Origin of the sequence: Propionibacterium australiense (genome assembly GCF_003666605.1) — a bacterium.
Lineage (GTDB): Bacteria > Actinomycetota > Actinomycetes > Propionibacteriales > Propionibacteriaceae > Propionibacterium > Propionibacterium australiense.
Genome location: NZ_RCIV01000002.1, coordinates 185662 through 207699 on the forward strand (window position 1 = coordinate 185662; position 22038 = coordinate 207699).

23 protein-coding genes and 2 pseudogenes are annotated in these 22038 nt (G+C 66.5%); 16 read left to right on the forward strand and 9 right to left on the reverse strand.

Going from position 1 to position 22038, the window contains the following annotated elements; genetic code table 11:
- Positions 1 to 34 precede the first annotated feature (34 nt).
- Positions 35 to 1477, reverse strand: coding sequence for a L,D-transpeptidase family protein (locus D9T14_RS02885; RefSeq protein WP_119160660.1), 1443 nt, complete (start codon positions 1475 to 1477; stop codon positions 35 to 37).
- Between the two features lie 77 nt (positions 1478 to 1554).
- The gene (locus D9T14_RS02890; RefSeq protein ID WP_119160872.1) at positions 1555 to 2094 is read right to left on the reverse strand and encodes a YbhB/YbcL family Raf kinase inhibitor-like protein; all 540 of its coding nucleotides are present in this window, start codon (positions 2092 to 2094) and stop codon (positions 1555 to 1557) included.
- Between the two features lie 242 nt (positions 2095 to 2336).
- On the opposite strand from D9T14_RS02890, the gene D9T14_RS02895 reads away from it, so the two are divergent.
- The 4 genes from D9T14_RS02895 to D9T14_RS02910 are packed head-to-tail and all read left to right on the forward strand — an operon-like array spanning position 2337 to position 6271.
- Positions 2337 to 3476 (forward strand): siderophore ABC transporter substrate-binding protein, encoded by a 1140-nt coding sequence (locus D9T14_RS02895; protein WP_197720671.1) that lies wholly within the window; start codon positions 2337 to 2339, stop codon positions 3474 to 3476.
- Positions 3473 to 4498, forward strand: a complete 1026-nt coding sequence (locus tag D9T14_RS02900) for an ABC transporter permease (RefSeq protein WP_119160662.1) — start codon at positions 3473 to 3475, stop codon at positions 4496 to 4498. Before D9T14_RS02895 ends, D9T14_RS02900 begins: the two co-directional genes overlap by 4 nt.
- The gene (locus tag D9T14_RS02905) at positions 4491 to 5516 is read left to right on the forward strand and encodes an iron chelate uptake ABC transporter family permease subunit (RefSeq protein WP_182482032.1); all 1026 of its coding nucleotides are present in this window, start codon (positions 4491 to 4493) and stop codon (positions 5514 to 5516) included. Before D9T14_RS02900 ends, D9T14_RS02905 begins: the two co-directional genes overlap by 8 nt.
- A complete protein-coding gene (locus tag D9T14_RS02910; RefSeq protein WP_119160664.1) occupies positions 5513 to 6271 on the forward strand; it encodes an iron ABC transporter ATP-binding protein in 759 nt (252 codons plus the stop codon). The genes D9T14_RS02905 and D9T14_RS02910 overlap by 4 nt, the downstream gene beginning before the upstream one ends.
- Positions 6272 to 6365: 94 nt before the next feature.
- On the opposite strand, the gene D9T14_RS02915 is transcribed toward D9T14_RS02910, so the two are convergent.
- On the reverse strand, positions 6366 to 7073 hold the full coding sequence (locus tag D9T14_RS02915) for a sirohydrochlorin chelatase (RefSeq protein ID WP_119160665.1): 708 nt from the start codon (positions 7071 to 7073) through the stop codon (positions 6366 to 6368).
- 413 nt (positions 7074 to 7486) lie between these two features.
- On the opposite strand from D9T14_RS02915, the gene D9T14_RS02920 reads away from it, so the two are divergent.
- From D9T14_RS02920 to D9T14_RS02950, 9 genes and pseudogenes are all read left to right on the forward strand, one after another.
- A complete protein-coding gene (locus D9T14_RS02920; RefSeq protein WP_119160666.1) occupies positions 7487 to 8179 on the forward strand; it encodes a FadR/GntR family transcriptional regulator in 693 nt (230 codons plus the stop codon).
- A gap of 98 nt (positions 8180 to 8277) precedes the next feature.
- Complete coding sequence (locus tag D9T14_RS02925) at positions 8278 to 9696, forward strand: four-carbon acid sugar kinase family protein (protein ID WP_119160667.1); 1419 nt, start codon at positions 8278 to 8280, stop codon at positions 9694 to 9696.
- A gap of 145 nt (positions 9697 to 9841) precedes the next feature.
- Positions 9842 to 10399 (forward strand): annotated as a pseudogene (locus D9T14_RS14095) (NAD(P)-dependent oxidoreductase); the annotation flags it as partial.
- Positions 10400 to 10496: 97 nt separating this feature from the next.
- On the forward strand, positions 10497 to 10682 hold the full coding sequence (locus D9T14_RS14100; RefSeq protein WP_232012508.1) for an NAD-binding protein: 186 nt from the start codon (positions 10497 to 10499) through the stop codon (positions 10680 to 10682).
- Between the two features lie 9 nt (positions 10683 to 10691).
- Positions 10692 to 12062, forward strand: coding sequence for a GntP family transporter (locus tag D9T14_RS02935; protein ID WP_119160668.1), 1371 nt, complete (start codon positions 10692 to 10694; stop codon positions 12060 to 12062).
- A 403-nt stretch (positions 12063 to 12465) separates the two neighbouring features.
- Positions 12466 to 13326 carry a PRD domain-containing protein gene (locus D9T14_RS02940; protein WP_197720670.1) on the forward strand — a complete coding sequence of 287 codons (861 nt, stop codon included), beginning with the start codon at positions 12466 to 12468 and terminating at the stop codon, positions 13324 to 13326.
- Positions 13327 to 13945: 619 nt separating this feature from the next.
- Positions 13946 to 14302: pseudogene (locus D9T14_RS14425) on the forward strand (PTS transporter subunit EIIB); the annotation flags it as partial.
- Positions 14226 to 15800, forward strand: a complete 1575-nt coding sequence (locus D9T14_RS02945; RefSeq protein WP_197720669.1) for a glucose PTS transporter subunit IIA — start codon at positions 14226 to 14228, stop codon at positions 15798 to 15800. The pseudogene D9T14_RS14425 and the gene D9T14_RS02945, both read left to right, overlap by 77 nt.
- On the forward strand, positions 15793 to 16356 hold the full coding sequence (locus D9T14_RS02950) for a glycoside hydrolase family 1 protein (protein ID WP_197720668.1): 564 nt from the start codon (positions 15793 to 15795) through the stop codon (positions 16354 to 16356). Before D9T14_RS02945 ends, D9T14_RS02950 begins: the two co-directional genes overlap by 8 nt.
- Here D9T14_RS02950 and D9T14_RS02955 read toward each other — a convergent pair.
- A complete protein-coding gene (locus tag D9T14_RS02955; protein WP_197720667.1) occupies positions 16319 to 17083 on the reverse strand; it encodes a transposase family protein in 765 nt (254 codons plus the stop codon). The genes D9T14_RS02950 and D9T14_RS02955 overlap by 38 nt on opposite strands.
- A gap of 151 nt (positions 17084 to 17234) precedes the next feature.
- Between D9T14_RS02955 and D9T14_RS02960 the strand changes: the two genes are divergently transcribed.
- The gene (locus D9T14_RS02960) at positions 17235 to 18134 is read left to right on the forward strand and encodes a family 1 glycosylhydrolase (protein WP_119160669.1); all 900 of its coding nucleotides are present in this window, start codon (positions 17235 to 17237) and stop codon (positions 18132 to 18134) included.
- A gap of 134 nt (positions 18135 to 18268) precedes the next feature.
- Here D9T14_RS02960 and rpmG read toward each other — a convergent pair whose 3' ends face one another.
- Together rpmG and rpmB are read right to left on the reverse strand one after the other, a co-directional pair.
- Positions 18269 to 18442 (reverse strand): 50S ribosomal protein L33, encoded by a 174-nt coding sequence (gene rpmG, locus D9T14_RS02965; protein ID WP_119160670.1) that lies wholly within the window; start codon positions 18440 to 18442, stop codon positions 18269 to 18271.
- Positions 18442 to 18678, reverse strand: a complete 237-nt coding sequence (rpmB, locus tag D9T14_RS02970) for a 50S ribosomal protein L28 (RefSeq protein ID WP_119160671.1) — start codon at positions 18676 to 18678, stop codon at positions 18442 to 18444. Before rpmB ends, rpmG begins: the two co-directional genes overlap by 1 nt.
- Positions 18679 to 18747: 69 nt before the next feature.
- Between rpmB and D9T14_RS02975 the strand changes: the two genes are divergently transcribed.
- Complete coding sequence (locus D9T14_RS02975) at positions 18748 to 18987, forward strand: type B 50S ribosomal protein L31 (protein WP_119160672.1); 240 nt, start codon at positions 18748 to 18750, stop codon at positions 18985 to 18987.
- A 173-nt stretch (positions 18988 to 19160) separates the two neighbouring features.
- Here the strand turns inward: D9T14_RS02975 and D9T14_RS02980 are convergent, their stop codons facing one another.
- The 3 genes from D9T14_RS02980 to D9T14_RS02990 form a co-directional block, all read right to left on the reverse strand.
- Positions 19161 to 19982: a MerR family transcriptional regulator gene (locus D9T14_RS02980; RefSeq protein WP_232012507.1), complete on the reverse strand. Its 822-nt coding sequence runs from the start codon at positions 19980 to 19982 to the stop codon at positions 19161 to 19163.
- Positions 19983 to 20067: 85 nt separating this feature from the next.
- Complete coding sequence (locus D9T14_RS02985) at positions 20068 to 20451, reverse strand: type II toxin-antitoxin system VapC family toxin (RefSeq protein WP_119160674.1); 384 nt, start codon at positions 20449 to 20451, stop codon at positions 20068 to 20070.
- Positions 20451 to 20681 carry a FitA-like ribbon-helix-helix domain-containing protein gene (locus D9T14_RS02990; protein WP_119160675.1) on the reverse strand — a complete coding sequence of 77 codons (231 nt, stop codon included), beginning with the start codon at positions 20679 to 20681 and terminating at the stop codon, positions 20451 to 20453. Before D9T14_RS02990 ends, D9T14_RS02985 begins: the two co-directional genes overlap by 1 nt.
- A 239-nt stretch (positions 20682 to 20920) precedes the next feature.
- Here D9T14_RS02990 and D9T14_RS02995 point away from each other — a divergent pair, with 239 nt between their 5' ends.
- Positions 20921 to 22018, forward strand: coding sequence for a DUF418 domain-containing protein (locus D9T14_RS02995; RefSeq protein WP_119160676.1), 1098 nt, complete (start codon positions 20921 to 20923; stop codon positions 22016 to 22018).
- The last annotated feature ends 20 nt before the right edge of the window (positions 22019 to 22038 follow it).

Consider the following 22038-nt stretch of genomic DNA (forward strand, 5'->3'; position numbering starts at 1 on the left):
CCACGTGAGCCCCCTGGCGGGACCGGGCCGCGGATCAGTAGTGGCTGACCACCGTCGTGCCCACCGGCGCGAAATCGTAGACGTACTGGGCGTCGGCGGTCGACATGTTCACGCAGCCGTGCGAGCCGCCCGGGCCGCTCCAGCCGAACGAGGGCTGCCAGGGTGCGGCGTGCAGGGCGTACGAGCCGTAGAAGTAGCTGACCCACTGCACATTGGGTGCGGTCCAGGTGGTGCCGTCGTCGTTGGTGCCGGTCATCGTCTGGGACTGGTACTTCAGGTACACCTGGAACGTGCCGGTGACGGTCTCCATGCCGGGCCGGCCGGGCACCATGAGCATCGTGGCCTGCGGGTCGGCACCGATGTAGGCGGTGACGGTGTTGTTGCTGAGGTTGATGTCGAGCCAGTGCTCGCCCGGTGCCGCGGGGTGGGCGAGGTTCTCGGCGCCGTCCGCGACGACCGTGTCGTCGTTCTGCGCCTCGACGCTGTCATAGGTGAAGGTGCCGGAGTAGGGCCGGCCTGCGGTGAGCGTGTCGAGGAGCTGCCGGGTGATCTCGTCGACATTGTTGACGGACAGGCCGTCCGTGCCCTCAACGGTGACGCGGAGCACCTCGCCGGAGGAACTCACCAGGCGGGTGCCGTTCACCGGTTCGACGTTGGTGCTCGCAGCGGCACCGCCAACCCATGCGGACACGCTGTCCTCGTCGAGCCCGGGGCTCGCTGCAAGATGACCGTCCTGACCGGTGAGGACAACCCAGGACGCCTTGTCGGCCATGGTGGCCGCGATGACGACACCGTCCGTGCCGGTCACCTGGACCTCGGGGGCGATGAGCGTGTTGGCGGCCTCGGCCGTGGACTGCGCCTGCTCCGTGGTGACGGCTGGATCGGTCTCGGTGAGTTCCATCGCCAGCGACCGCTCGCTCAGCGACCGGCCGGCCTCGGCCGCCAACTCCGTGACGGCGCTCATGTCGTAGCCGCGGCCCTTCTCACCGGGCGAGACGACGAAGGCGGCGTCCGGCGCGGAGAACGTGACCGACGCGTCCTTCGCGGTCGCGCCGTGCTGGGCGGCCAGCTCCTCGAGGAATGCCTGCTGCACGCCTTCGTCGACGGTGATGACGGCCGGGACGTCCCTCTTGCGAACGATGGCGGCGAAGCGTGCGGCCACCGAGCCGTTCGCCTCGAAGGCCTCCTCGGTGGTGGCCTGCGCGTCGACGCTGATCCCGAGCTCGGACAGGGAAGCACGGCGATCCTGTCCGTCCATGGTGAGGACGACGGCCAGTTCCTCCGCACGCTGCTCGACCATCTCGTGCACGGCCTCGGCCGACATGCCGTTGATCGACTGGCCCGCGACGCTCGTGCCCGGCAGGCCGCGATCGGCCGTGCGCACCGCGTACCCGACGGCACCCGCCGCGGTGGCGACGGCGATCACCAGCAGCGCGACGAGCAGGCCCGTCCTCTTCCTCGACTTGACTCTGCCCACCGGGGCAGTCTAAGGGATGCGCCCCGGTCGGCCCGGGTGTTCCATTGTGTGGCATGCCGGCCGAGGCGCGGACCGGCTCAGGCCGGTATCTCGGCGGTGGTGACGATGAAGCCGCGCGCCAGGGTGTGGAAGAACACGTTGAACCCGAGGAAGGCCGGCGTCGCATCGGCCCCGATGCCGAGGTGGTCGACGTCCAGGGCGTGGACCGTCAGGAAGTAGCGGTGCGGGCCGTGCCCGGCCGGGGGAGCGGCTCCGACGAAACGGGCACTGCCCGCGTCATTGCGCAGCTGCAGGGCACGATCGGGCAAGCCAGAGCCGGTGTCGTCACCGGCGCCGGCGGGCAGACTCGTGCAGGTGGCGGGGATGTTGGCCACCACCCAGTGCCAGAAACCGGAGCCGGTCGGGGCGTCTGGGTCGTACATGGTGACCGCGTAGCTCTTGGTGCCGGCCGGCGCGCCCGACCAGGACAGCTGAGGCGAGACGTCACCGCCGCCGGGAACGCCCATGAGACCGGACATCTGAGCGAGATCGAGCTTCTGCCCGTCGCGAACAGTCGTGCTGGTGATCGTCAACGGCGGAACGGACTTCATCGTGGCGAAGGGATCGTTTGCTGTCATCTTCGACATCCTCTCGACGTTGGTCATCCAAGGCTACCGTCAACGCTCCCGGGCCGCCCGGACCGGCCCCGGCCACTGCCGTGCCAGGGGCCTAGCCGGGTGCTCCGCTTGACCCCGCAGGGCACTCGACCAGTCGCGTCGCGTCACCATATGGTCACATTCCAAGACAGGCAAGGCTATCCATAGCTACGATGACCTTCACCTCGGTCAATCTGGACCGTTCGAGATCAATGGAGAACACCATGGCCGTTTCACGTCGCCTTCTTCTCGCTGGTGCCGGCGCCGCAGCGGGTGCTGCCGCCCTCAGTGCATGCTCCAGCTCCGATAGCTCTGACACCGCATCGTCCTCTGCAGCGGGCTCGGCGGCCGGTTCCTATCCCGTCACCGTGGTCCACGCCCAGGGGGAGCTGACCCTGGACGCCAAACCCGAGAAGGTCGTCGTCTTCGACCTCGGCGTGCTCGACTCGATGGTCGCCCTCGGCATCGACGGCGCCGTCGCGGGCGTGCCGCAGAACCAGAACACCTACCCCGATGAGCTGTCGAAGTTCGAGAGCGACACGTACACCAATGTCGGTTCCCTCTTCGAACCCGACGTCGAGGCCATCGCCGAGCTCGGCCCTGACCTGGTCATCGTCGCCAACCGTTCCGCGAGCTCCTACGAGGCCCTGGCGGAATCCTTCCCGACGATCGACGCCTCGGCCGTCACCACCGAGTCGAGCGGGGCACCGGCCTCGGGCGGCCCCAGCGCCTCGGATCAGGCCTCCGCGGGCCAGTCCGCGTCCGAGGAGCGTTCCTCCGACCAGGGGCAGCGGCGTGGCGGCGGGGGCCGCGGAGGCGGCGAGGGCGGCGGCCGCAACTCGAGCGTCGAGATGACCGCCTCGCTGAAGAACCTCGCCACCATTCTCGGCACGGCCTTCGGTGTCCAGTCCGAGGGCCAGGCCAAGGTCGACGAGTTCACCTCGGCGGCCGCCGAGATCAAGTCCCTCGCATCCGGCAAGGGCACCGGCCTGGCGCTGCTGACCAACGGAGACGCCGTGTCCGCTCTCGGTGCCGGCTCGCGGCTGGACGTCATCTTCAACGAGTTCGGCGTCACCCCGGCCGTCGAGGACGTCGAGGCCCAGACCCACGGCGAGGCGATCTCCTTCGAGTTCATCGCCGAGGCCAACCCCGACATGCTCTTCGTCCTCGACCGCGCCACGACGATCGGCCAGGAGGGCCAGTCGGCCCAGGAACTGCTCGACAACGACCTGGTCAACGGCACGAACGCCGGCAAGAACGGGAAGATCTTCTACCTGTCCGGAGCCTCCTGGTACATCGTCGGTGCGGGACTGAACAACTCCCTCTCCCAGGCCGCCGAGATCAAGGCCGATCTGGAGAAGTGAGGACCACGTCCCCGGTCCGTACCGGCACGGCTGATGCTGCGCCGGTACGGACCCGCTCCCGTCGGGCCACCATCCTTGCTGGCGCCCTCCTCGTCGTGCTGTCGGTGGGCTCGCTGTTCATCGGCACCCAGCGCCTCAACCCGGCGGATCTGCTGCGTCTCGACGCCGGACAGGTGCACCTGCTGGCTGTCTCACGAGTGCCGCGCACGCTGGCCGCGATCCTGTCCGGCATGTGCGTGGCAGTGGCCGGCTCGGTCATGCAGCTGGCCGTGCGCAACCGATTCGTCTCACCGACGACCGCCGGCACGACCCAGTTCGCGCTCGGCGGCCTGCTCGCGATGGCGATCTGGTTCCCGGCGGCGCCCCTGGTGTGGAAGATGGCCAGCGCCTCCTTGTTCTCGGTGGCAGGCTCGCTGCTGTTCGTCGCACTGCTGCGGGCACTGCCGCGCCGGCGCACCAGCAGCGATGTGACCGTGCCGCTGGTGGGCATGATGCTCGGCGGCATCGTCGAGGCCGTCACGACGTTCTTCGCCTGGCGCCACGACCTGCTGCAGTCACTCGGCTCCTGGACGGTCGGCGATCTGTCCACCGTACTGGCCGGGCGCTACGAGCTGCTGTGGATCGTCGCCGCACTCGTCGCCCTGGTCTACCTCGCGGCCGACCGCCTGACCGTGGCCGGTCTGGGGCGCGAGACCGCCGTCGGACTCGGCCTCGATTACGAACGGACGATCGCGCTCGCCCTCGTCATCGCCTCGGTCACGACGGCCGTCTCGGTCGTCGTCGTCGGCACGCTGCCATTCCTGGGGCTCGTCGTACCGAACATCGCCTCCAGGCTGCTCGGCGACAATCTGCGTCGCACCCTGCCATGGGTGGCGCTGGCCGGGGGAGTGCTGACCCTGGCCTGCGACATCGCCGGGCGCCTCGTGCGCTATCCCTACGAGGTGTCGCTGTCGGTCATCATGGGCGTCATCGGCTCGGCCGGTTTCCTCGTCATCCTGCTGCGGAGCGTGGACCGTGGCTGACCATCTACTCACCGCCGGCGGACCCGCCAAGGCCAAGAGCGCACCGTCACCGAGGCGCCGCGCCCAGAACCGCAACGGCGCGCTGCGCATCGGGATCATCCTGGCCTGCGTCCTGGCGGCCTGCGCGGTCTTCCTGATCGTCGACGCGCGCAATCCCTGGCGCGTGCTGCCCTATCGCGCCCCGAAACTCGGCGCCCTGCTCGTCGTCGGCTGGGCGACCGCCCTGTCGACCGTCATCTTCCAGACCATCACCGGCAATCGCATCCTCACCCCGGCGATCATGGGGTTCGACGCCCTCTACTCGCTCCTTCAGACCCTGCTCATCCTCTTCCTGGGCGGGATCGGCTATGCGTCACTGCCCAGCACGGTGCGTTTCACCATCACCACGGCGATCATGGTGGGCTTCTCGCTGCTGCTGTTCGGCGCGGTGTTCCGGGGCCGACGCTCGGTGACGACCGTCGTGCTGGCGGGCATCATCGTCGGCACCCTGCTGCGCGCCGTCACCACCTTCGTGCAGCGCATCATGGACCCCAGCGACTACCTCATCCTGCAGTCGCGCCTGTTCGCCTCGTTCAACACGGTCGACTCGCGGCTGCTGGTCTTCACGGCCGTCGTCGTCGCGGCCACGACGGTATGGGCCTGGCGCCAGCTGCGTGCTCTCGACGTGATGGCCCTGGGCCGGGACACTGCCGTCGGCCTGGGCGTCGACGCGCGCGGCCTGACTTGCCGGGTGCTCGTCATCGTCGCGGTCCTCATCTCGGTGTCCACCGCCCTCGTCGGACCGATCACCTTCTTCGGCCTGCTCGTGGCGCACCTGGCCTACAAGGCCGCAGGCACCGACAGGCACGTCATCACGGTGCCGATGGCGATCGCGCTGGCCATGCTCGTGCTCGTCGCGGGCCAGACGATCCTGCACAAGGTCCTCGGCGACGAGACCGTGCTGTCGGTCGTCATCGACTTCCTCGGCGGCGTCGTCCTCATCGCACTGCTCATCCGTCGTCCCGGGAGGCCCTCATGATCTCGGCCAAGGCGATCACCAAGTCCTACGGCGCCCGCCGGGTGCTCGACTCGATCACGCTCGACCTGCCCGCGGGCGGCGTCGTGGCGCTCGTCGGCGCCAACGGGGCCGGCAAGTCGACCTTCCTGTCGGTCATCTCACGTCTTCTCGCCGCCGACGCCGGCAGCGTCACGGTCGGCGGGCTCGACGTGACGAGCGCCCATCCGGGAAGACTTGCCCGCACCCTGTCGGTGCTGCGCCAGGACAATCACCTCGACGTGCGCCTGACCGTGCGCGATCTGGTGGCCTTCGGCCGCTATCCCCACTCGCACGGGCGCCTGACCACCGACGACGACCGCATCGTCGACGAGGCCATGGACTGGATGGACCTCGGCGAGCTGGCCGACCGCTACCTCGACGAGATGAGCGGCGGCCAGCGCCAGCGCGCCTTCGTCGCCATGGTGCTGGCCCAGCAGACGCCCTACGTCCTGCTCGACGAGCCGCTCAACAACCTCGACATGGTGCACTCGGTGTCGATGATGACGACGCTGCGGGCGGCCGCCACCGAACTGGAACGCACTATCGTCGTCGTCCTGCACGACATCAACATGGCCGCCGCCTGGGCCGACCACGTGGTCGCCCTGCGCGACGGCGCCCTCGTCGCGCAGGGCACACCCGAGCAGATCATGACCCGCCAGTGCCTCAGCGAGGTGTTCGGCATGGACGTGCCCGTCCACGAGATCGACGGGCACCGCATTGCCATGGTCTGGGGCTGAACCCTCCGCCCGGTGCGCCGGAGAGCCTCGGGTTGTCAGCGTCGCTGACCGCGCGAGGGCTCTGCCGGCCGTCGGCCCGTGCCGCTGCCGCGCCTCAGCCCGACAGGGCCCCCAGGTAGCGGCGCACGACGGCCTCGACGAGCACTTCGTGCACCCCGATCGGTTCGGCGGCCGGCAGGCCGAGGGCGGCGATGCGCTGCTGGTAGAGGCCGGGGAACAGGGCATGGGTCGACACGGCGATGTCGTTGGCACCGGCCTCGCGCAGGCGGGCGACCGCCTCGACGAGACTGGGGTGCCTCGCGTAGAAGAAACCCACCTCGACCGGGCGGCCGAGCAGTCGCGACAGCCGTCCGGCCGTGGCCCGAGTCTCCTCGTTCGCCTCGTCGTGGTTCGAGCCGGCCGAGGCCAGGACGACGCCGTCACCGAGCGGGCCGGCCTCGGCGAGCCGGTCGCGCAGGGCCGGATCGAGGTCTGCACCGACGTGCTCGGTCGCCCTGGCCAGGCCATGGGTGCGCCGGATGGCTGCCGGGATGTCGTGGGTGACGTGGTACCCGGCGCTCAGGAAGGCGGGGACGACGACCGCACGCCCCACGGCGGGCAGGGTTCGTTCAAGGGTCTCCTCGTGCACGTCGACCCAGCCGATGCCGACACGGACGCCGGGCAGCCGGGCGGCGACGCGTTGACGCAGCTGCTCGGCGCGGTCCAGGCCGGCCGGGTTGCGGGTCCCGTGCAGGGCGATGACGAGTGCGGTGCCGGCTGTCGCATCGCTGGTGGTACTGGGCGTCGTGGTTCGAGCTGGCATGTGTCCTCACATGGATGACGACTGAACGTGGTGTTCCAGGGGTGTGAAGGGATGACAGGAGCCCTGGCCGGATCCTCGGTCAGGGGCCCTGGCGACGGGCCGGAGGGAGTTTCTCGTTCAGCGGCGACACAGTGCCGAGGACACGGCGGCGAGGTCGATGTGGGGCCTGCCCACGAGCATCCAGACCTCTCGCCAGTTCATGGGTTCATCCTAGCCAGTCGTGTCCGGCCGACCGACCATGGTCGGCCGGGTCTGAGAGCCTGCCCACATACACACAAGTCATCTGAGGACTAGAGGGCATTTTGGGGATGTCGTCGCTCAAGCTGATGTAGAAACCTCATCAACTACCAGAAGGTCTTGTGCATTCGCGTCTGGAAGACTTAGACTCACGCCAAGTCCTCAGAGGAGTTGGCATGGCTCAGTCCCGTCTCGACATCGCGGTCGCCGAACTGCTGGGCCGCGTGGTGGACGGCAGCTATGCCGTGGGCTCGGCTCTTCCGGGGGAGGAGGCGCTCGCGTCCGCGCTGTCCGTTTCCCGTCTCACCGTGCGCGAGGCGACTCGGGTCCTGACGACGAAGGGTGTTCTCTCGGCTCGCCAGGGTTCGGGGACGTACGTCAATGAACCCGCCGACTGGCACGATCTCGCCAGCCTGGTGGCGCTGGCCCGTCACGGCAGCTCGGAACGCGAAATCGGCCTGGCCCTGTTGGAGGTGCGGCGCATGATCGAGGTCGGCAGCGCCGGACTCGCCGCCGCCCGCATCACCCCAGAGCGCCTCGCCGACATGGCGGACACCATCGTCGAGCTCCGGCGGGCGGACGCCGCGGACGAGGTCGATGCCGCGGCCGCCGCGGATCTGGCCTTCCACGACCACATCATCGAGGCCACCGACAATCTCTTCATCCACGCCATCTTCGCCCCCCTGCGCGAGGAACTCATGGCCGCCCGGCAGGTGACGTCCGCCCATCACGAGGTGCGGGCCCACGCCGTGGCCCAGCACGAACGCATCCTCCTGGCGCTGCGCCTCGGTTCCCCCGATGCCGCCAAGGCGGCCATGCGCGCCCACATGGATCAGACCACCAACGATCTGCTCCAGTACACGACCTGACCAGCCACCATCACCCGGCCGCCCGGTACCAGCCGGTGGCCCCGGTCCATGACCCACAACTCACCCAGAACGGAAAACAGTCACAAAGGAGTGCACTCATGGAGACATTGGAAGGGCTCACCGCCGGCATCCCAGCCGGCCCCAGCGTGAACCCGGCAGATGTATCTGCTGGCCTGACACGGGCGCTCGTCGTCCTCGACGACGATCCCACCGGCACCCAGTCCGTTGCCGATCTGCCTGTCGTCACCGGCTGGCAGGTCGAGGACCTCGAATGGGCGTTGTCCACCGGGGCGAGCGCCGTGTACGTCATGACCAACTCGCGCAGTCTCGACCCCGACATGGCCAAGCAGGTCAACACCGAGGTGGTCACCAACGCGATGACCGCCGCAGAACGAGTCGGCAGGCGGATCATCTTCGTGTCCCGTTCCGACTCGACGTTCCGGGGCCATTTCCCGCTGGAGCCCGACACCATCGCCGACGTGCTCGAACGTGCGGGCACGACCGTGGACGGCGTTGTCCTGTCCCCGGCCTTCGCCGATGCCGGTCGTATCACGGTGCACGGCGTCCACTACGCCGGCAGTGCGAAGGCCGGCTTCGTGCCCGTCGGACAGACCGAGTTCGCCGCCGACAAGACCTTCGGTTACCAGGCCTCCTACCTGCCCGAGTGGGTGGAGGAGAAGACATCGGGGGCCGTGCGGGCGCAGGACGTCGTCGTCATCGACCTGCTGACCCTGCGCACCGACGAGGACGCCGTCGTCGATCGCCTGAGGTCCGTACGGAACCGAACGCCGATCGCCGTCGACTGCGTCGAGGAGAATGACCTGTTGCTGCTGGCCCGCGCCCTCCAGCGGGCCGAGGCCGCCGGCGCCAATTTCGTCTACCGCGTTGGCCCGCCCTTTGTCCGGGGACGCATCGGGCAGACGCCACACGCCCCCCTCACCTCGGAACAGTCCCGCCCCGCCGACTTCGCCCCCGCCTCCGACGCCGTCGGAGGGCTCATCGTGGTGGGCTCGCACGTGGGTCTGACCGGACGCCAGGTCGATGCGCTGCGCGAGGCCACCGCCACGCCGGAAATCGTCATCGACGTCCCCACCGTGCTCGACGCCGACCGGCGTGACCCGCATGTCAGGCAGGTCGCCGAGCAGGCCGCCGCCGCGCTGCGTCAGGGAAACGTCGTCGTCCGCCGCGGCGGTGCTTTCGTGGCCGGCCGTGACGCGGGGGAGTCCCTGGAGTTCGCACGGCGCGTCTCCGCGGCTGTCGTCGAGATCGTTCAGCGCATCGTCGCCATCCGCTGTCCCCGTTTCGTCATCGCCAAGGGCGGCATCACGTCCTCCGATGTCGCCTCCCGCGGTCTGGGCATACGCCGGGCGCTCGTCCGCGGCCCCATGCTGCCCGGCATCGTCTCCCTGTGGGAACCGCAGGACGGCCCTGCCGCAGGCATCCCCTACATCGTGTTCGCGGGCAACGTCGGGGATGAGGGCTCGCTCACGGACGTCGTCGGCACCCTGAACGCCTGACCACCACGACCGGCCGGTGCCACGTCGCATCCGCCTTGTCCGTCCATCCGCACCACAACCGGGATGTGCATCCCGCAACCGATCAAAGGAGATCATCATGACCACCAACGTCGCCGTGCTCGGACTCGGAGCCATGGGCCTGGCCATGGCCACGAACCTCGCTCAGCACTTCACCGTCTGCGGCTTCGACATAGCCGCTGACCGTCTGGCTCTGGCCGAACGCAGTGGTGTTCGGCCCGCGGCATCAGCCCTTGAGGCGGTCGCTGATGCCGACGTCGTACTGGTCGCCGTCCGCAATCAGGCGCAGCTCGAGGAACTGCTCTTCGGAACGAGCGGCATCGCCGCCGCCATGCGGACCGGCGCCGCGATCCTGCTCACGTCCACGGTCGGCAACGCAGGCGTGGAGGCGGTGGCAGGCCGCCTCCACGACATGGGTCTGCTGCTCGTGGACGCTCCCGTCTCCGGTGGACCGGTACGGGCCGGCAGCGGTGACCTGCTCGTCGTCGTCGGCGCCGATGACCGGGCCTGGGCGGCGACCGAGGACGTGCTGGAGGCCATCTCGTCCACGTTGGTGCGCGTGGGTGACGAACCCGGTTACGGCCAGTCCATGAAAACCGTCAACCAGCTCCTGTGCGGTGTGCACATCGCGGCTGCCGGCGAGGCCCTGGCGCTGGCTCGCGGCCTCGGCCTCGACGCCGAGGCCGCCCTCAAGGCGCTCATGGCGGGTGCGGCGGAATCCTTCATGCTCGGCGACCGCGGGCCGCGGATGCTGCAGGCATACGACGAGCAGGGGGGCGGAGGTGCGTTCCCGGCTGGACATCTTCGTCAAGGACATGGGTATCGTCACCGCCGCGGCCAAGAGCGTGGGACTGTCCACGCCGGTGGCTGCCGCCGCCGAGCAGCTGTATCTGCAGGGCGCGCGGCGTGGCCTGGGCGCCAAGGACGACTCCACCGTGATCACCGTGATCGCGCCCGAGCGGGACTGAGGGCGGATCATGTCCACCACCGTCCTGCTTCTGCTGGCCGTAGCGGCCATCGCGGTTCTGCTCGCCCTGGTCATCAGGGCGAAGATGAGCGCCTTCGTGGCGATGATCCTGGTGTCCATGGTCCTCGCCCTCGCCGCGCGCATCCCGATCGGCGACGTCGTCCAGACGATGATCGATGGCATGGGGAAGACCCTCGGATCGGTCGCCATCGTCGTCGGTCTGGGGGCCATGCTGGGCCGGGTCATCGAGGCGGCAGGCGGCGCCGAGGTCCTTGCCGAACGCTTCACGCGCCTGCTCGGGCGTGAGCGCGTGGTTGCCGCCGTCGTCGCCGCTGCCTTCATCCTCGGTATCCCGATCTTCTTCGACGTCGGCTTCATCATCCTGGCCCCGATCGTCTTCGGCTTCGCCTCCATCGCGAAGATCAACCCGCTCAAGATCGGTCTTCCCGTCGCGGCGACGATGCTCGCCCTGCACGTCGTCATCCCGCCCCACCCGGGGCCGGTCGCCTCTGCGGCGACCCTGGGCGTCGATGTCGGCCTGCTGACAATGCTCTCCCTGCCCGTCTGCGCCCTGGTGGCGGTTGTGGTCTACTTCGCCTCCAAGCGTCTGCACCTGGAAAGAGTTGCCGTCGGGCAGACGCCGTTCGGTGGTGGCGCCTCCGAGAGCACTGGGTCCGCGGATGTGTCCAGTGGCCAGGTCACTCGTGCGCGCACCGGTCCCGGAACGGTCGTCTTCCTCATTCTCGAACCGATCGCGCAGATCATGTTCGGCACGGTGGGGCAGATGCTGGTCGACGAGTCGTCCATGGCCTACACGGTGCTCGGGTTCGTCGGGTCCTCGACGACGGCACTGCTGACCGCCGTCATGCTCGCCTACTTCATCGTCGGTCACCAGCAGCGCTGGAGCCTGGAACGGCGTGGCACGATTCTCGACTCCGCGCTACCCGATGTGGCCACCATCGTCTTCGTCACGGGCGCCGGCGGAGTGTTCGCCGGTGTCCTCGTGGCCAGCGGCATCGGCGATGCGCTGGCACAGGCGCTGGTGGCCACGCACATGCCGATCCTCCTGACCGCCTTCGTCATCTCGGCTGCTCTGCGGGCCTCGCAGGGATCGGCCACCGTGGCGATCCTGACCACGGCGGGGCTGCTGGCCGATGCGATCGCTGGCGGCGGCTACTCGGCCCTGCAGGTGGTGTTGATCCAGATGGCGATCGGCTTCGGCTCGCTGGGGTTCTCCCACATCAACGACTCCGGATTCTGGATCGTCACCAAGTACCTGGGGTTGTCCGTCAAGGACGGCCTCAAGAAGTGGACGGTGCTGTCAACCATCGCCGGGCTCACCGGCTTCCTACTCACCGGCGCCGTGTGGCTCGTCGCGTGAACTCGACAACGAGTACGTGAATGGCTGAGGCCAGGCCCATGATGGCATCACCCGGTACCGCTTGATCTGGATGGTGGGTCGAGCGGTGCTGGGTGACGACGCCGGCACCCTCATGTACTGGGACGGCGGGCACGGCACGGACGAGGAGGTCGCGGCACCGAGTGCATCCCCAAGAGACCGGATGCGCCGGCTACTCGGCGCGAGCACGCGCCCGCTGGCCACATCACACGGGACTCCGCGAACAGAGACTCTAGGGCATCGGCTTCACGGTAGGGGTGTCCCGCTCTCGTGCCGTCGTTCTTGGACGCGATCTGCACGGGGCGAGGATCGTGTCCGGGGTACGCAGGCTTTCACCCCTCGGACAGGCTGGCACTGTCGCCTTGTTTGACGCAGTATCTCTTCTATGGAGCTGGAGGTTCTGCGCGTTTTCAACAACAATGTGGTTCTGGCGCGTGACGAGCTGAACCGCGAGGTGGTCCTTACCGGGCGTGGTATCGTTTTCAAGAAGAACTCTGGTGATCCCATCGACCCAGATCGTGTCGCGCGCCGGTTCGTCCCTGCCCGGAACGCCCTCTCGGTCGGCGAGGTCATTGCAGACATCCCGATCGAACGCATCGCTCTCATCGAGCAGGTCTTCGCGCGCGCCACCCGCGAACTCGGCGCTCCCGTTCCTTCTTCGACGATCATCGCCGTCGTTGATCACGTCAACCAAGCCATGGAACGCATCAACCAGGGCCTGACTATGGACTATCCATTGCGAGCCGAGGTCGCTCATCTGCACCCGGAGGAATTACGCCTAGCCGAACGCATGATCGACGAGCTCAATGCTCGTCAAGAAGTGCAGCTGCCCAAGGGTGAGGCCATTGCCCTCGCCCTGCATCTCTTCGATGCCGTCATCAGCAGTTCTTCGGCCGAGCAGAGCTGGGCCCAGTCACGGCTCATCGCCCAGACCTTCGATGTGCTCCAGGGCGCCTACGGCGCCGACTTCGACGCAGGCTCCATCGATGCGGCACGCTTCGCCGCTCATCTGCGTTACTTCATCATCCGGGCTCGCGGTGGCAAGCAGGTAGAGAACAAGACGACTGAGGCCATCGCGGAGGCACTGCGACAAGACCGGCCACGGACGTACCGGGTGGCCCAGCACGTGCGCGAACTGCTCGAACTTCGCTTGGGCATCGAGGTTTCTGAGGACGAGATGGCCTACCTGACTATGCACCTGGCCCGGCTTGAAGCCGGGGTCAGGCGACGTGCCACCACGCTTTGATGCACGCCTGCTGTCATCCTCGGGTCCTGTCCGATTATTCGGTATCGCATCCATGCCCACCCAGATGGCGCTGATGCCTGGCCATCGGCTGAGACCGGGGTTTCGTTACGATCCCTCAGGGGCGTTGATACCGGCGTCCCCGATACTGTGATCGTTGATCACCAACGCGGCACCGATGCCGCTGTGGAGATGGCCTGCCGCCACGGCCGACAGGGTCATGGCTCATCCACGAAGCTTATTCACAGGAACCTTCACCAGTAGTATCGCTCCTTGTTATGCAGGCATCCATCGGTGCTGTGAATAAGCCCCACGATCCCAGATGCTCTGCAGGCTCCTCGTCCGGGACCGCCTCGATCACCTGGGGCAGATGGACTCAGGCGAGGTATTGCCACGAAGCGTGCAAGTCTGCTAACGTCCTGCATGGACCCGGTGGTCCATAGGATTGTTACCCGTCAGGGGCAAGACCTGAGGCATCCCGTGCACTGTTCGCGCGGGCAGAGCCTCAGGTCTTTTTTATTTCAGGGTCCTGGTACGACATGACTAGGAGGATCTAGATGTCCAAGATCGATTACGCAGCACTCGCACCAGAGCTGCTCGACAAACTGGGAGGGGTGACAATGTCACTTCGCTCTCCCACTGCGCAACTCGGCTTCGATTCATTCTCAAGGACGCGTCGAAGGCCCAGACCGACGCCATCAAGAATACCTCGGGCGTCGTCACTGTGGTCCAGGCGGGAGGCCAGTACCAGATCGTCATCGGCAACGAGGTTCCCGACGCCTATGCGGAGCTCATGAAACTACTACCCGGTCTAGGGCAGGCCTCTCATGATGAAGCACCCGCGCAGAAAAAGGGACCTCTTGATGCCTTCATTGCCCTCATCTCTGGCATCTTCTCCCCCCATGCTGTGGACGCTGGCCGGCACCGGACTGTTCAAGGCTTTTCTCGCCATGTTCGCCACTCTCGGGTGGATCAATGATGAGGGGGACACCTACACGGTGCTCTATGCGGCATCCGACGCCTTCATGTACTTCCTTCCGCTCGTACTCGCAGTGACGGCTGCTCGCCATTTCAAGACGAACCAGTTCACCGCAATGGCGATCGCCGGAGCGCTCGTCTATCCCTCGATCGTTGCCATGGTCGACACCGGTCCCCACAGCTTCGCTGGGATCCCGCTCGTCATTATGAGCTACACGAGTTCTGTACTCCCGATCATCGTTGCCGTATGGGTGCAGAGTTTCCTCGAACGATTCCTCATGAAAGCGATCCCCAGCGCCTTCCGCAACTTCATGACACCATGGATCGTCGTACTCATCATGGTGCCGCTCACCCTGCTCACCATAGGCCCACTCACCACACTCGTCGCCAATGGCATCGCCACGGGTGTTCAGTGGCTGTTCCAGACCATACCCCCGCTCGGCGGCATTGTCATCGGTGGACTCTGGCAGGTCTTCGTGATTTTCGGTCTTCACTGGGGTCTCGTACCGATCATGACCCAGGAGATCGTGTCCAACGATTACTCCCTCATCTACGGGCCGATCGCGGCAGCTGTCTTGGCCCAGGCCTCCGCGACCCTCGCCGTCATGCTGCGTACCAAGGATGCGAAGACCAAGGAACTCGCTGGCCCTGCCGCACTGTCCGGATTCCTCGCTGGTGTGACCGAACCCGCGATCTACGGCGTCAATCTACCGCGCAAGTACCCCCTCTACTTCGGTATTGCCGGTGGTGCCGCCGGTGGCGTGATCTGCGCCATCGCCGGCGGACGCGTCACACAGGCCGGCATCTTCCCCTCCATCATCGGCATCCCTGCCTACCTCACGACACCCAACTTCATCCTGTGGATCATCGGCGTCGTCGTGGCATGTGTCATCGCCTTCGCCCTGACGTGGTTCTTCGGTGTCAGGGATGCCGCGCCGGCGCCCCTTGATGAGGATAAATCAGAGATTCCTGCGGCTCCCGAAAACCCCGATATGGCATGCACCGACGGCATTGATGTCGCTGCGCCTGTCGCAGGGCGCATCATCGCCTTGGAGGACATTCCTGACCCGGTCTTCTCCTCTGGTGCCATGGGGAAGGGCCTCGGTATCATCCCCTCCGATGGCACGATTGTCTCACCGGTCGCTGGGAAAATCGTCGTAGCTACTGACACCGGCCATGCCGTTGGCATCAAGTCGGATGACGGGGTGGAGCTCCTCATTCATATCGGCATTGACACGGTGACGATGAAAGGGGATGGCTTCGTCAGCCTGGTTACCAAAGGTCAGCAGGTCGAAGCTGGACAGGAGCTCGTGAAGGTCGACCTGTCTAAAATCGAGGCCGCGGGCCACTCCACGGTCACGGCCCTTATCGTTACCAACTCCGCCGCACTCGGCGCCATTCTTCCTCGAACCATCGGGCAGACCCTGTCCGCAGGAGATCCTGCGCTGACCGTCGTCCGACAGAACACCACACCGGAAAGGGCTACACAGTATGACTGACACCGTCACACCCTCCTTCCCCGAAGGATTCCTCTGGGGTGGCGCCACTGCCGCCAATCAGATCGAAGGCGCCTACGATGTAGACGGCAAGGGGCTGAGCGTGCAGGATGTCACGCCGGAAGGCGTTGCAGGGCTGCGAACCGACGGGCCTACTGTTGACAACCTCAAACTCGAGGCCATCGACTTCTACCACCGCTATGCCGCGGACATCGCCCTGTTCGCCGAGATGGGTTTCAAGGTTTTTCGTTTCTCGATGGCTTGGTCTCGAATTTTTCCTGATGGCGACGAGGAAAAGCCGAACGAACAGGGCCTGGCCTTTTATGATCGGCTCCTCGATGAGCTGGAGAAGCATGGCATTGAGCCCTTGGTCACGCTCAGTCATTACGAGACCCCATTGCACTTGGCGAGGAAGTACAATGGCTGGGCCGGGCGGGAATTGATCGGCTGTTTTGAGCGCTATGCCCGCACTCTCTTCGAGCGCTATGGTAAACGTGTCAAGTACTGGCTCACCTTGAGGGTTATTCAAAACTGTTTTTGTAGAATTCTAGTGCGATGACTGCTGTGAGGGTTTGTGGGAAGGTGTTTAGGGGCCTGCGGTAACCGGTGTGAAGTGTCTTCCAGGTTTTCAGGTGGGCGATTGCTCGTTCGACCGGGGCCCGTAGCTTGTTGATGGCGTGGTTGTATTGTTTCTGCCAGTCCGTGAGCCCGCTCCCTGGTGGTTTGCGTATCGGGGTCATCATGCCCAGCCCGGTGTAGCCCTTGTCACCCAATGGCGGGGTGTCTGGGAAGTTTTCAAGGAAACCCGTGGACTGGATGGCTTTCGCGTCGTGGGTCGATCCGGGGGCCGGGTCGGACACCCAGACCAAGCGTCCTGTCAGGGTGCAGGCCACCTGAAGGTTCAACCCGGTCCGGTGATGCTTGCCCGAGTACAGGCCCGGCTCGTGTTTCCAGTCCCAGCAGGGCACGAGGGTGCCGTCCACGATCAGGGTCTGGTCCTGGTCCAGATCGTCTGCGGTGGGCACGAGCTCTGCGAGGACCTCGACGATACGAGCCGTCCACCGGGCGATGGCCCGGCAGATCGAGGCCTGACTGACCCCGAACGACTCGGCCAGCTCGGCTTGGGCGCGGTTGCGACGCAGATAAGCCAGGGTTGCCCTGATTTCTTCTGCCTGACTCAGTGCTGGTGGCCGCCCGGTGGCCTGCGGGGTGCGGGGGTAATTGTGGACGAGGGTCTGGTAGAGGACTGTGATTGCTTCGGCGGGCAGGCCTGTTGTATGGTACATGCGAGGACCTGTTCTGAGAATACGGGATTATCGACAACCCAATTTTCTCAGTGACAGGTCCTCGCCTTTCACCCAGACACGCCCACACCGGCAGAACAGATTCCAAGGCCCTCCTCATAACAAGGGTTTTGAATAACCCTCCTTCAATGAGATCAACTCGCTTAAGCATTTCCCGTTCGTCTCAGGAGGTATCAGTAGTCCGGTCGATGAGCTGAGCCCCCAGGATCTCTACCAGGCGATGCACCACGAGCTCGTCGCCTCGGCCTCGGCGACTCGCATCGCTCATGAGATCGACCCAGGCCTCAAGATTGGCTGTATGATCCTTGCCGCACCCTTCTATCCGCTCACCCCCGATCCTCGTGACGTGTGGGCGGCCAAGCAGGCCGAGCGGGAGAACTACGCCTTCGGTGACGTTCACTGCCGTGGACGCTATCCGGGTTACTTCCTGCGCACACTGCGCGAACAGGGCGTGGAGCTCGACATCACCGACGAGGATCGCCGGATCTTGCGGGACAACACGGTGGACTTCGTGTCCTTCTCCTATTACATGTCACTGTGCGAGACGGTCACCCAGGATGTGGAAACCAGTGTGGGCAATCTGCTCGGCGGCGTCAGCAATCCCACTCTTTCGGCCTCCGAGTGGGGCTGGCAGATCGACCCACTCGGCCTGCGGATCGTGCTGAACGATTACTGGGATCGCTGGGGCAAACCACTGTTCATCGTGGAGAACGGCCTCGGCGCCGTCGACGAACTCGTCACCGGACCCAACGGCACCCTCACGGTCGAGGACGACTACCGGATCGCCTACCTCAACGACCACCTCGTGCAGGTCGGTGAGGCAATAGCCGACGGCGTTGACGTGATGGGTTACACGAGCTGGGGTTGTATCGATCTGGTCTCGGCATCCACCGCGCAGATGTCCAAGCGCTATGGCTTCATCTATGTCGACCGCAAAGACGACGGCAGCGGCACGCTGGACAGGTATCGGAAGAAATCCTTCGACTGGTATCGCGAGGTCATCGCCAGTAATGGTGCCAGTCTGCGATCCTGACGTGAAGCTTTCGGGCGTTGAGACGCCCTTGTCGTCTTCGAACTGTTGAGCTGCACGGACGAGCGCCGTGGCCCGGTGTGCGCATGCCGGGCCACGGCGCCCATCCATCACCTGATGTCCAAGAGCCCGTCTGGTCACCTCCTCTCCCTGAACTCGACGTGACGGCGGATGACCGGGTCGTACTTGCGGAGGACGAGCCGGTCAGGGGTGTTGCGCCGGTTCTTCGTCGTGACGTACCGGTAGCCGGTGCCAGCGGTGGACTCGAGGATGATCACAGGCCGGGCGGTGGCCGGTTTCCTCGCCGCCATCAGAGCCTCACCCCCGCAGCGATCAGGTCGGCGACGACGGCATCGATGCCCCTCCGGTCGATCGTCCTGATGGCCCGCGCCGACAGGCGCAGCCGGACATGGCGACCCAGCGACGGCACCCAGTACCGCTTGGTCTGGAGGTTGGGGTCGAATCGGCGCCGGGTGCGCCGATGGCTGTGACTGACATTGTTGCCGAAGCCAGGGCCTGCTCCGCTGATCCGACATCTTCTGCTCATGATTCCCCTTCGATATAATGCGAATGATTATCATTAGACCACAGAAGACAACTGCCCGGAAGGACCGCCGTGAAGCGAGGCATCCACCCCGTCTATCAACCCGTCGTGTTCAGGGACAACGCCACGGGCGAGATGTTCCTGACCCGCTCGACCCTCGGCTCGTCCGAGACGGTGGAGTTCAACGGCGAGATCTACCCGCTGGTCAGGGTGGAGATCTCATCGAGCAGCCATCCCTTCTGGACCGGCAGGAGCCGCGAGATCGACACCGAAGGACGCATCGAGCGCTTCAGGCGTCGCTACGGCGACTGAGGCATCACGCCTCTGCGGGAGCTGCCTGCCGGTCTCGACGGTCGGTTCGTCGGGGGCCATGTCCATCGCGCCTCCCCGGGAGCCGCCTGCCGAGCAGGGCCACCCGGTGCAGAGCCGACATGCCCTGCGCCGGGTGAAACCTCAGGTGGGGACGGCGCCGGACGGCGTGTCACTCACTGCCAGGCGGCTGCCTGCGGGTCGATGCCCTGGGCGCGCGCCGAGGCGTCGACGACGTCCTTGAGCCAGACGGCCAGGCCTGGCTCAAGGGCATCGAAGTGAGCGACCCAGCGCGGATCCTCGCTCTGGGTACGGGCGATGAGGACCTGCTTGGACACGGTGACGTCGAACCAGGTGCCGAGAGTGTCCAGGTGCCGCTGGGCGAGTTCGTTCGCCTCCGGGCTGCCAGGCTCGACCCCGTTGCGCCTGGCGGCGGCGAGTGCGGCCTCCAGCGCCGCAGTGTCGTCACGGGCACGTTCCCAGTCCTCGCGGGTCATGGCGGCCCTACGACGCTCGGCCTCGGCCCAGTCCACGGTTCCGCCCCAGCGGCGTTCGGCCTCGGCCTGGTACTCGGGGGTCCACGTCGTGCCCCAGATCACGGCCTGCTCGGACGGGGTCAGATTGGTGTTGCTCATGGTCTTCTCCATCATCGTGTCGACTGCCCGGACCATCCGGTGCAGGTGTTCGATGCGCTCCATGAGCAGTGCGCGCTGGCGGGCCAGGTGAACGCCGGCATCGGCGCCGGGGTCGTCCAGGACCTCGGCGATCCGGGCCAGCGGCATGCCGGTCTCCCGGTAGACGAGCGCCCGGTGGAGCCGGGCGATGTCATCGGCCGAGTAGAGGCGGTAGCCGGACCAGGTGTGCCCGGAAGGGCGGACCAGGCCCACGGCATCCCAGTGGTGGAGCGTCCGCACGCTCACCCCCACCAGGGACGCCACTGCGCCCACGGTCAGGTCCTGCACGTCCTCGTTGGTGCCCATGGCTTCAGCATCTCTCACGGGAACCAACCTGGTGCCTCACGCCGCGTGAGGGTCAAGCAGTCGTGCTCGTCCTCGATGATCCGCCCGCACGTGCCCGTTCAGATCACCCCTGAGGCACGACACATCGCGTGAAGGTCTTGGCCAGGCGCCGGTCGCAGGTGAGCAGCGGGCACTCGAGCCGCTCGGCGAGTGCCACATACATGGCGTCGTGGGCGCTAGCGCTGTCGCGCAGCGCCCATGCGGCACTGATCAGGGGCGACATGTCGACCCAGATGACACCGAGATCGTCGAAGTCGTGCAGGGCGGCCTCGGCTCGTGTGCCGGTGATGTCCCCACCTCTCACCATTCCTCGCATGACCGAGACGACCTCCACGGCGAGCAGCTGTGGCGCGTAGACGTCCTCGTCGCCGATCGTGGCCGCTACGGCCCGCCCCTGCGTGGTGCCGAGAAGGAGCTCGGCCGCAGCGGATGCGTCGATGACCCACATCAGGGGCGTCTCATGCGCTCGCGCTCAAGCACCTCGGACGCGGGTGGCAGTTCACTGCCCGGATCGCGTCCCTGGATTCTCTCGTAGAGTTCGGCCCGAGACGGACGGGAGGCGACACGTTCGAGCTCGCGGAGCAGATAGTCGCTGAGCGAGCGTCCCTCGCGCGCTGCCCTGGCCTTGAGCTCGCGGCTCAGCTCATCGGGGACATTCCTGATCTGCACGGTTGACATGTATCAAGCATGTCATGCATGCGTGGCGCATGGAGACCGGGGCGGTGCTCACACCCCGGTGACGAACAGGACGACAGATGCACGCCACGGCAGGGAACCGTCCGGTGACCAGGGGTGGCCGATGTCTCATCCCGGTGCTCCACCTGCGGGTGGAATTCGGCCCCGAGGGCTCGCTCGCGGGAGTGAGTGGGGATGGGACGATGGCCACAGAACCCTGCATCGGGCCTAGTCTGAGCGCCATGAACAGCGACAACGCACAGCAACCGAACGTTCCCGTCACAGTGCCGGAACACCGCTCGGCCGATGGGGGAGCGCTCGCGGCGACAGCGGCGCCGGCCCCTCGATATCAGGTCCTCGATGTCCTGCGCGGCTTCGCGGTCTGCGGCATCCTGCTGGTCAACACCGGCGACATCACCAATCTGGGCATGGACCTCCCCGTCGTCATGGGCCGGGGATTCTCCACCACGCAGAACGTTCTTTTCTACCTCGTGTCGACCCGCTTCGTGCCGATCTTCTCCTTCATGTTCGGGATGAGCCTCATGTTCGTCGCCGACTCGGCCCGCCGGCGCGGCGCCCGGCCCTGGCGGGTGCTCCTGCGGCGCATGCTCGGACTGCTGGTCATCGGGCTGCTGCACTCCCTGATCTACCCCGGCGAGGTGCTCAAGACCTACGCCGTGGTGGGCATGGTCCTGATCCCCGTCGTTCTGAGCGCACCGCGCCGGGTGGTGGCCGCCCTGGGGGTGGTGGCCACCGTCGCCAGCTTCGCGGTCGCCGGGTCGAGCGTGCTGAACGTGCCGGGGCTCTTCCTGCTCGGCGCCATGGCGGTCGCCTACGGCCTGCCGACCTTCCTCGAACACCCCGACCGCCGTCTCGTCATCGCCGCGGGCGCCCTCGCGGTGCTGACCGGGCTGGCCGTGTTCTGGCAATTCAGGAGCGGCGACGGCGATCCGCGGTTCGTGTCCGCCGGCGGGATCGCCGGCGGCGTGCAGGCAGCCCTCTACGTGGTCCTCGTGGCGCTGGCCTGTGCCACGCCGCTGCGGCGCCCGCTCGCGGCCTTCCTCGAACCGCTGGGTCGCACGGCACTGAGCTGTTACGTGGGCGCCAGCTGCATCGTCGTGCCCGTCGGCCTCCTGCTGGGCTGGCGCGAGAGCGAGGACCTGCTGCCCGTGCTGGGCGTGGCCGCGGTGGTCCTGGTGATCCAGTCCGTCATCGCGCGGCTGTGGCTGCGGCATTTCCGCTACGGGCCGCTGGAGTGGATCTGGCGCTGCCTGACCTGGTGGAAGCCCCAGCCCATGCGGCGTGACACGAACCGGGACACGGTGCGGTCACCGGCATGACCCGCACATGGTTCAGGCGC

Bases quoted from the DNA above. Each gene is read 5' to 3' on its own strand.
- D9T14_RS02890 (WP_119160872.1), bottom strand. From the start codon at position 2,094: ATGACAGCAAACGATCCCTTCGCCACGATGAAGTCCGTTCCGCCGTTG.
- D9T14_RS02895 (WP_197720671.1), top strand. From the start codon at position 2,337: ATGGCCGTTTCACGTCGCCTTCTTCTCGCTGGTGCCGGCGCCGCAGCG.
- D9T14_RS02910 (WP_119160664.1), top strand. From the start codon at position 5,513: ATGATCTCGGCCAAGGCGATCACCAAGTCCTACGGCGCCCGCCGGGTG.
- D9T14_RS02915 (WP_119160665.1), bottom strand. From the start codon at position 7,073: ATGCCAGCTCGAACCACGACGCCCAGTACCACCAGCGATGCGACAGCC.
- D9T14_RS02920 (WP_119160666.1), top strand. From the start codon at position 7,487: ATGGCTCAGTCCCGTCTCGACATCGCGGTCGCCGAACTGCTGGGCCGC.
- D9T14_RS02925 (WP_119160667.1), top strand. From the start codon at position 8,278: ATGGAGACATTGGAAGGGCTCACCGCCGGCATCCCAGCCGGCCCCAGC.
- D9T14_RS02935 (WP_119160668.1), top strand. From the start codon at position 10,692: ATGTCCACCACCGTCCTGCTTCTGCTGGCCGTAGCGGCCATCGCGGTT.
- D9T14_RS02940 (WP_197720670.1), top strand. From the start codon at position 12,466: ATGGAGCTGGAGGTTCTGCGCGTTTTCAACAACAATGTGGTTCTGGCG.
- D9T14_RS02945 (WP_197720669.1), top strand. From the start codon at position 14,226: ATGCTGTGGACGCTGGCCGGCACCGGACTGTTCAAGGCTTTTCTCGCC.
- D9T14_RS02950 (WP_197720668.1), top strand. From the start codon at position 15,793: ATGACTGACACCGTCACACCCTCCTTCCCCGAAGGATTCCTCTGGGGT.
- D9T14_RS02955 (WP_197720667.1), bottom strand. From the start codon at position 17,083: ATGTACCATACAACAGGCCTGCCCGCCGAAGCAATCACAGTCCTCTAC.
- rpmG (WP_119160670.1), bottom strand. From the start codon at position 18,442: ATGGCGGCGAGGAAACCGGCCACCGCCCGGCCTGTGATCATCCTCGAG.
- rpmB (WP_119160671.1), bottom strand. From the start codon at position 18,678: ATGAGCAGAAGATGTCGGATCAGCGGAGCAGGCCCTGGCTTCGGCAAC.
- D9T14_RS02985 (WP_119160674.1), bottom strand. From the start codon at position 20,451: ATGTGGGTCATCGACGCATCCGCTGCGGCCGAGCTCCTTCTCGGCACC.
- D9T14_RS02990 (WP_119160675.1), bottom strand. From the start codon at position 20,681: ATGTCAACCGTGCAGATCAGGAATGTCCCCGATGAGCTGAGCCGCGAG.
- D9T14_RS02995 (WP_119160676.1), top strand. From the start codon at position 20,921: ATGAACAGCGACAACGCACAGCAACCGAACGTTCCCGTCACAGTGCCG.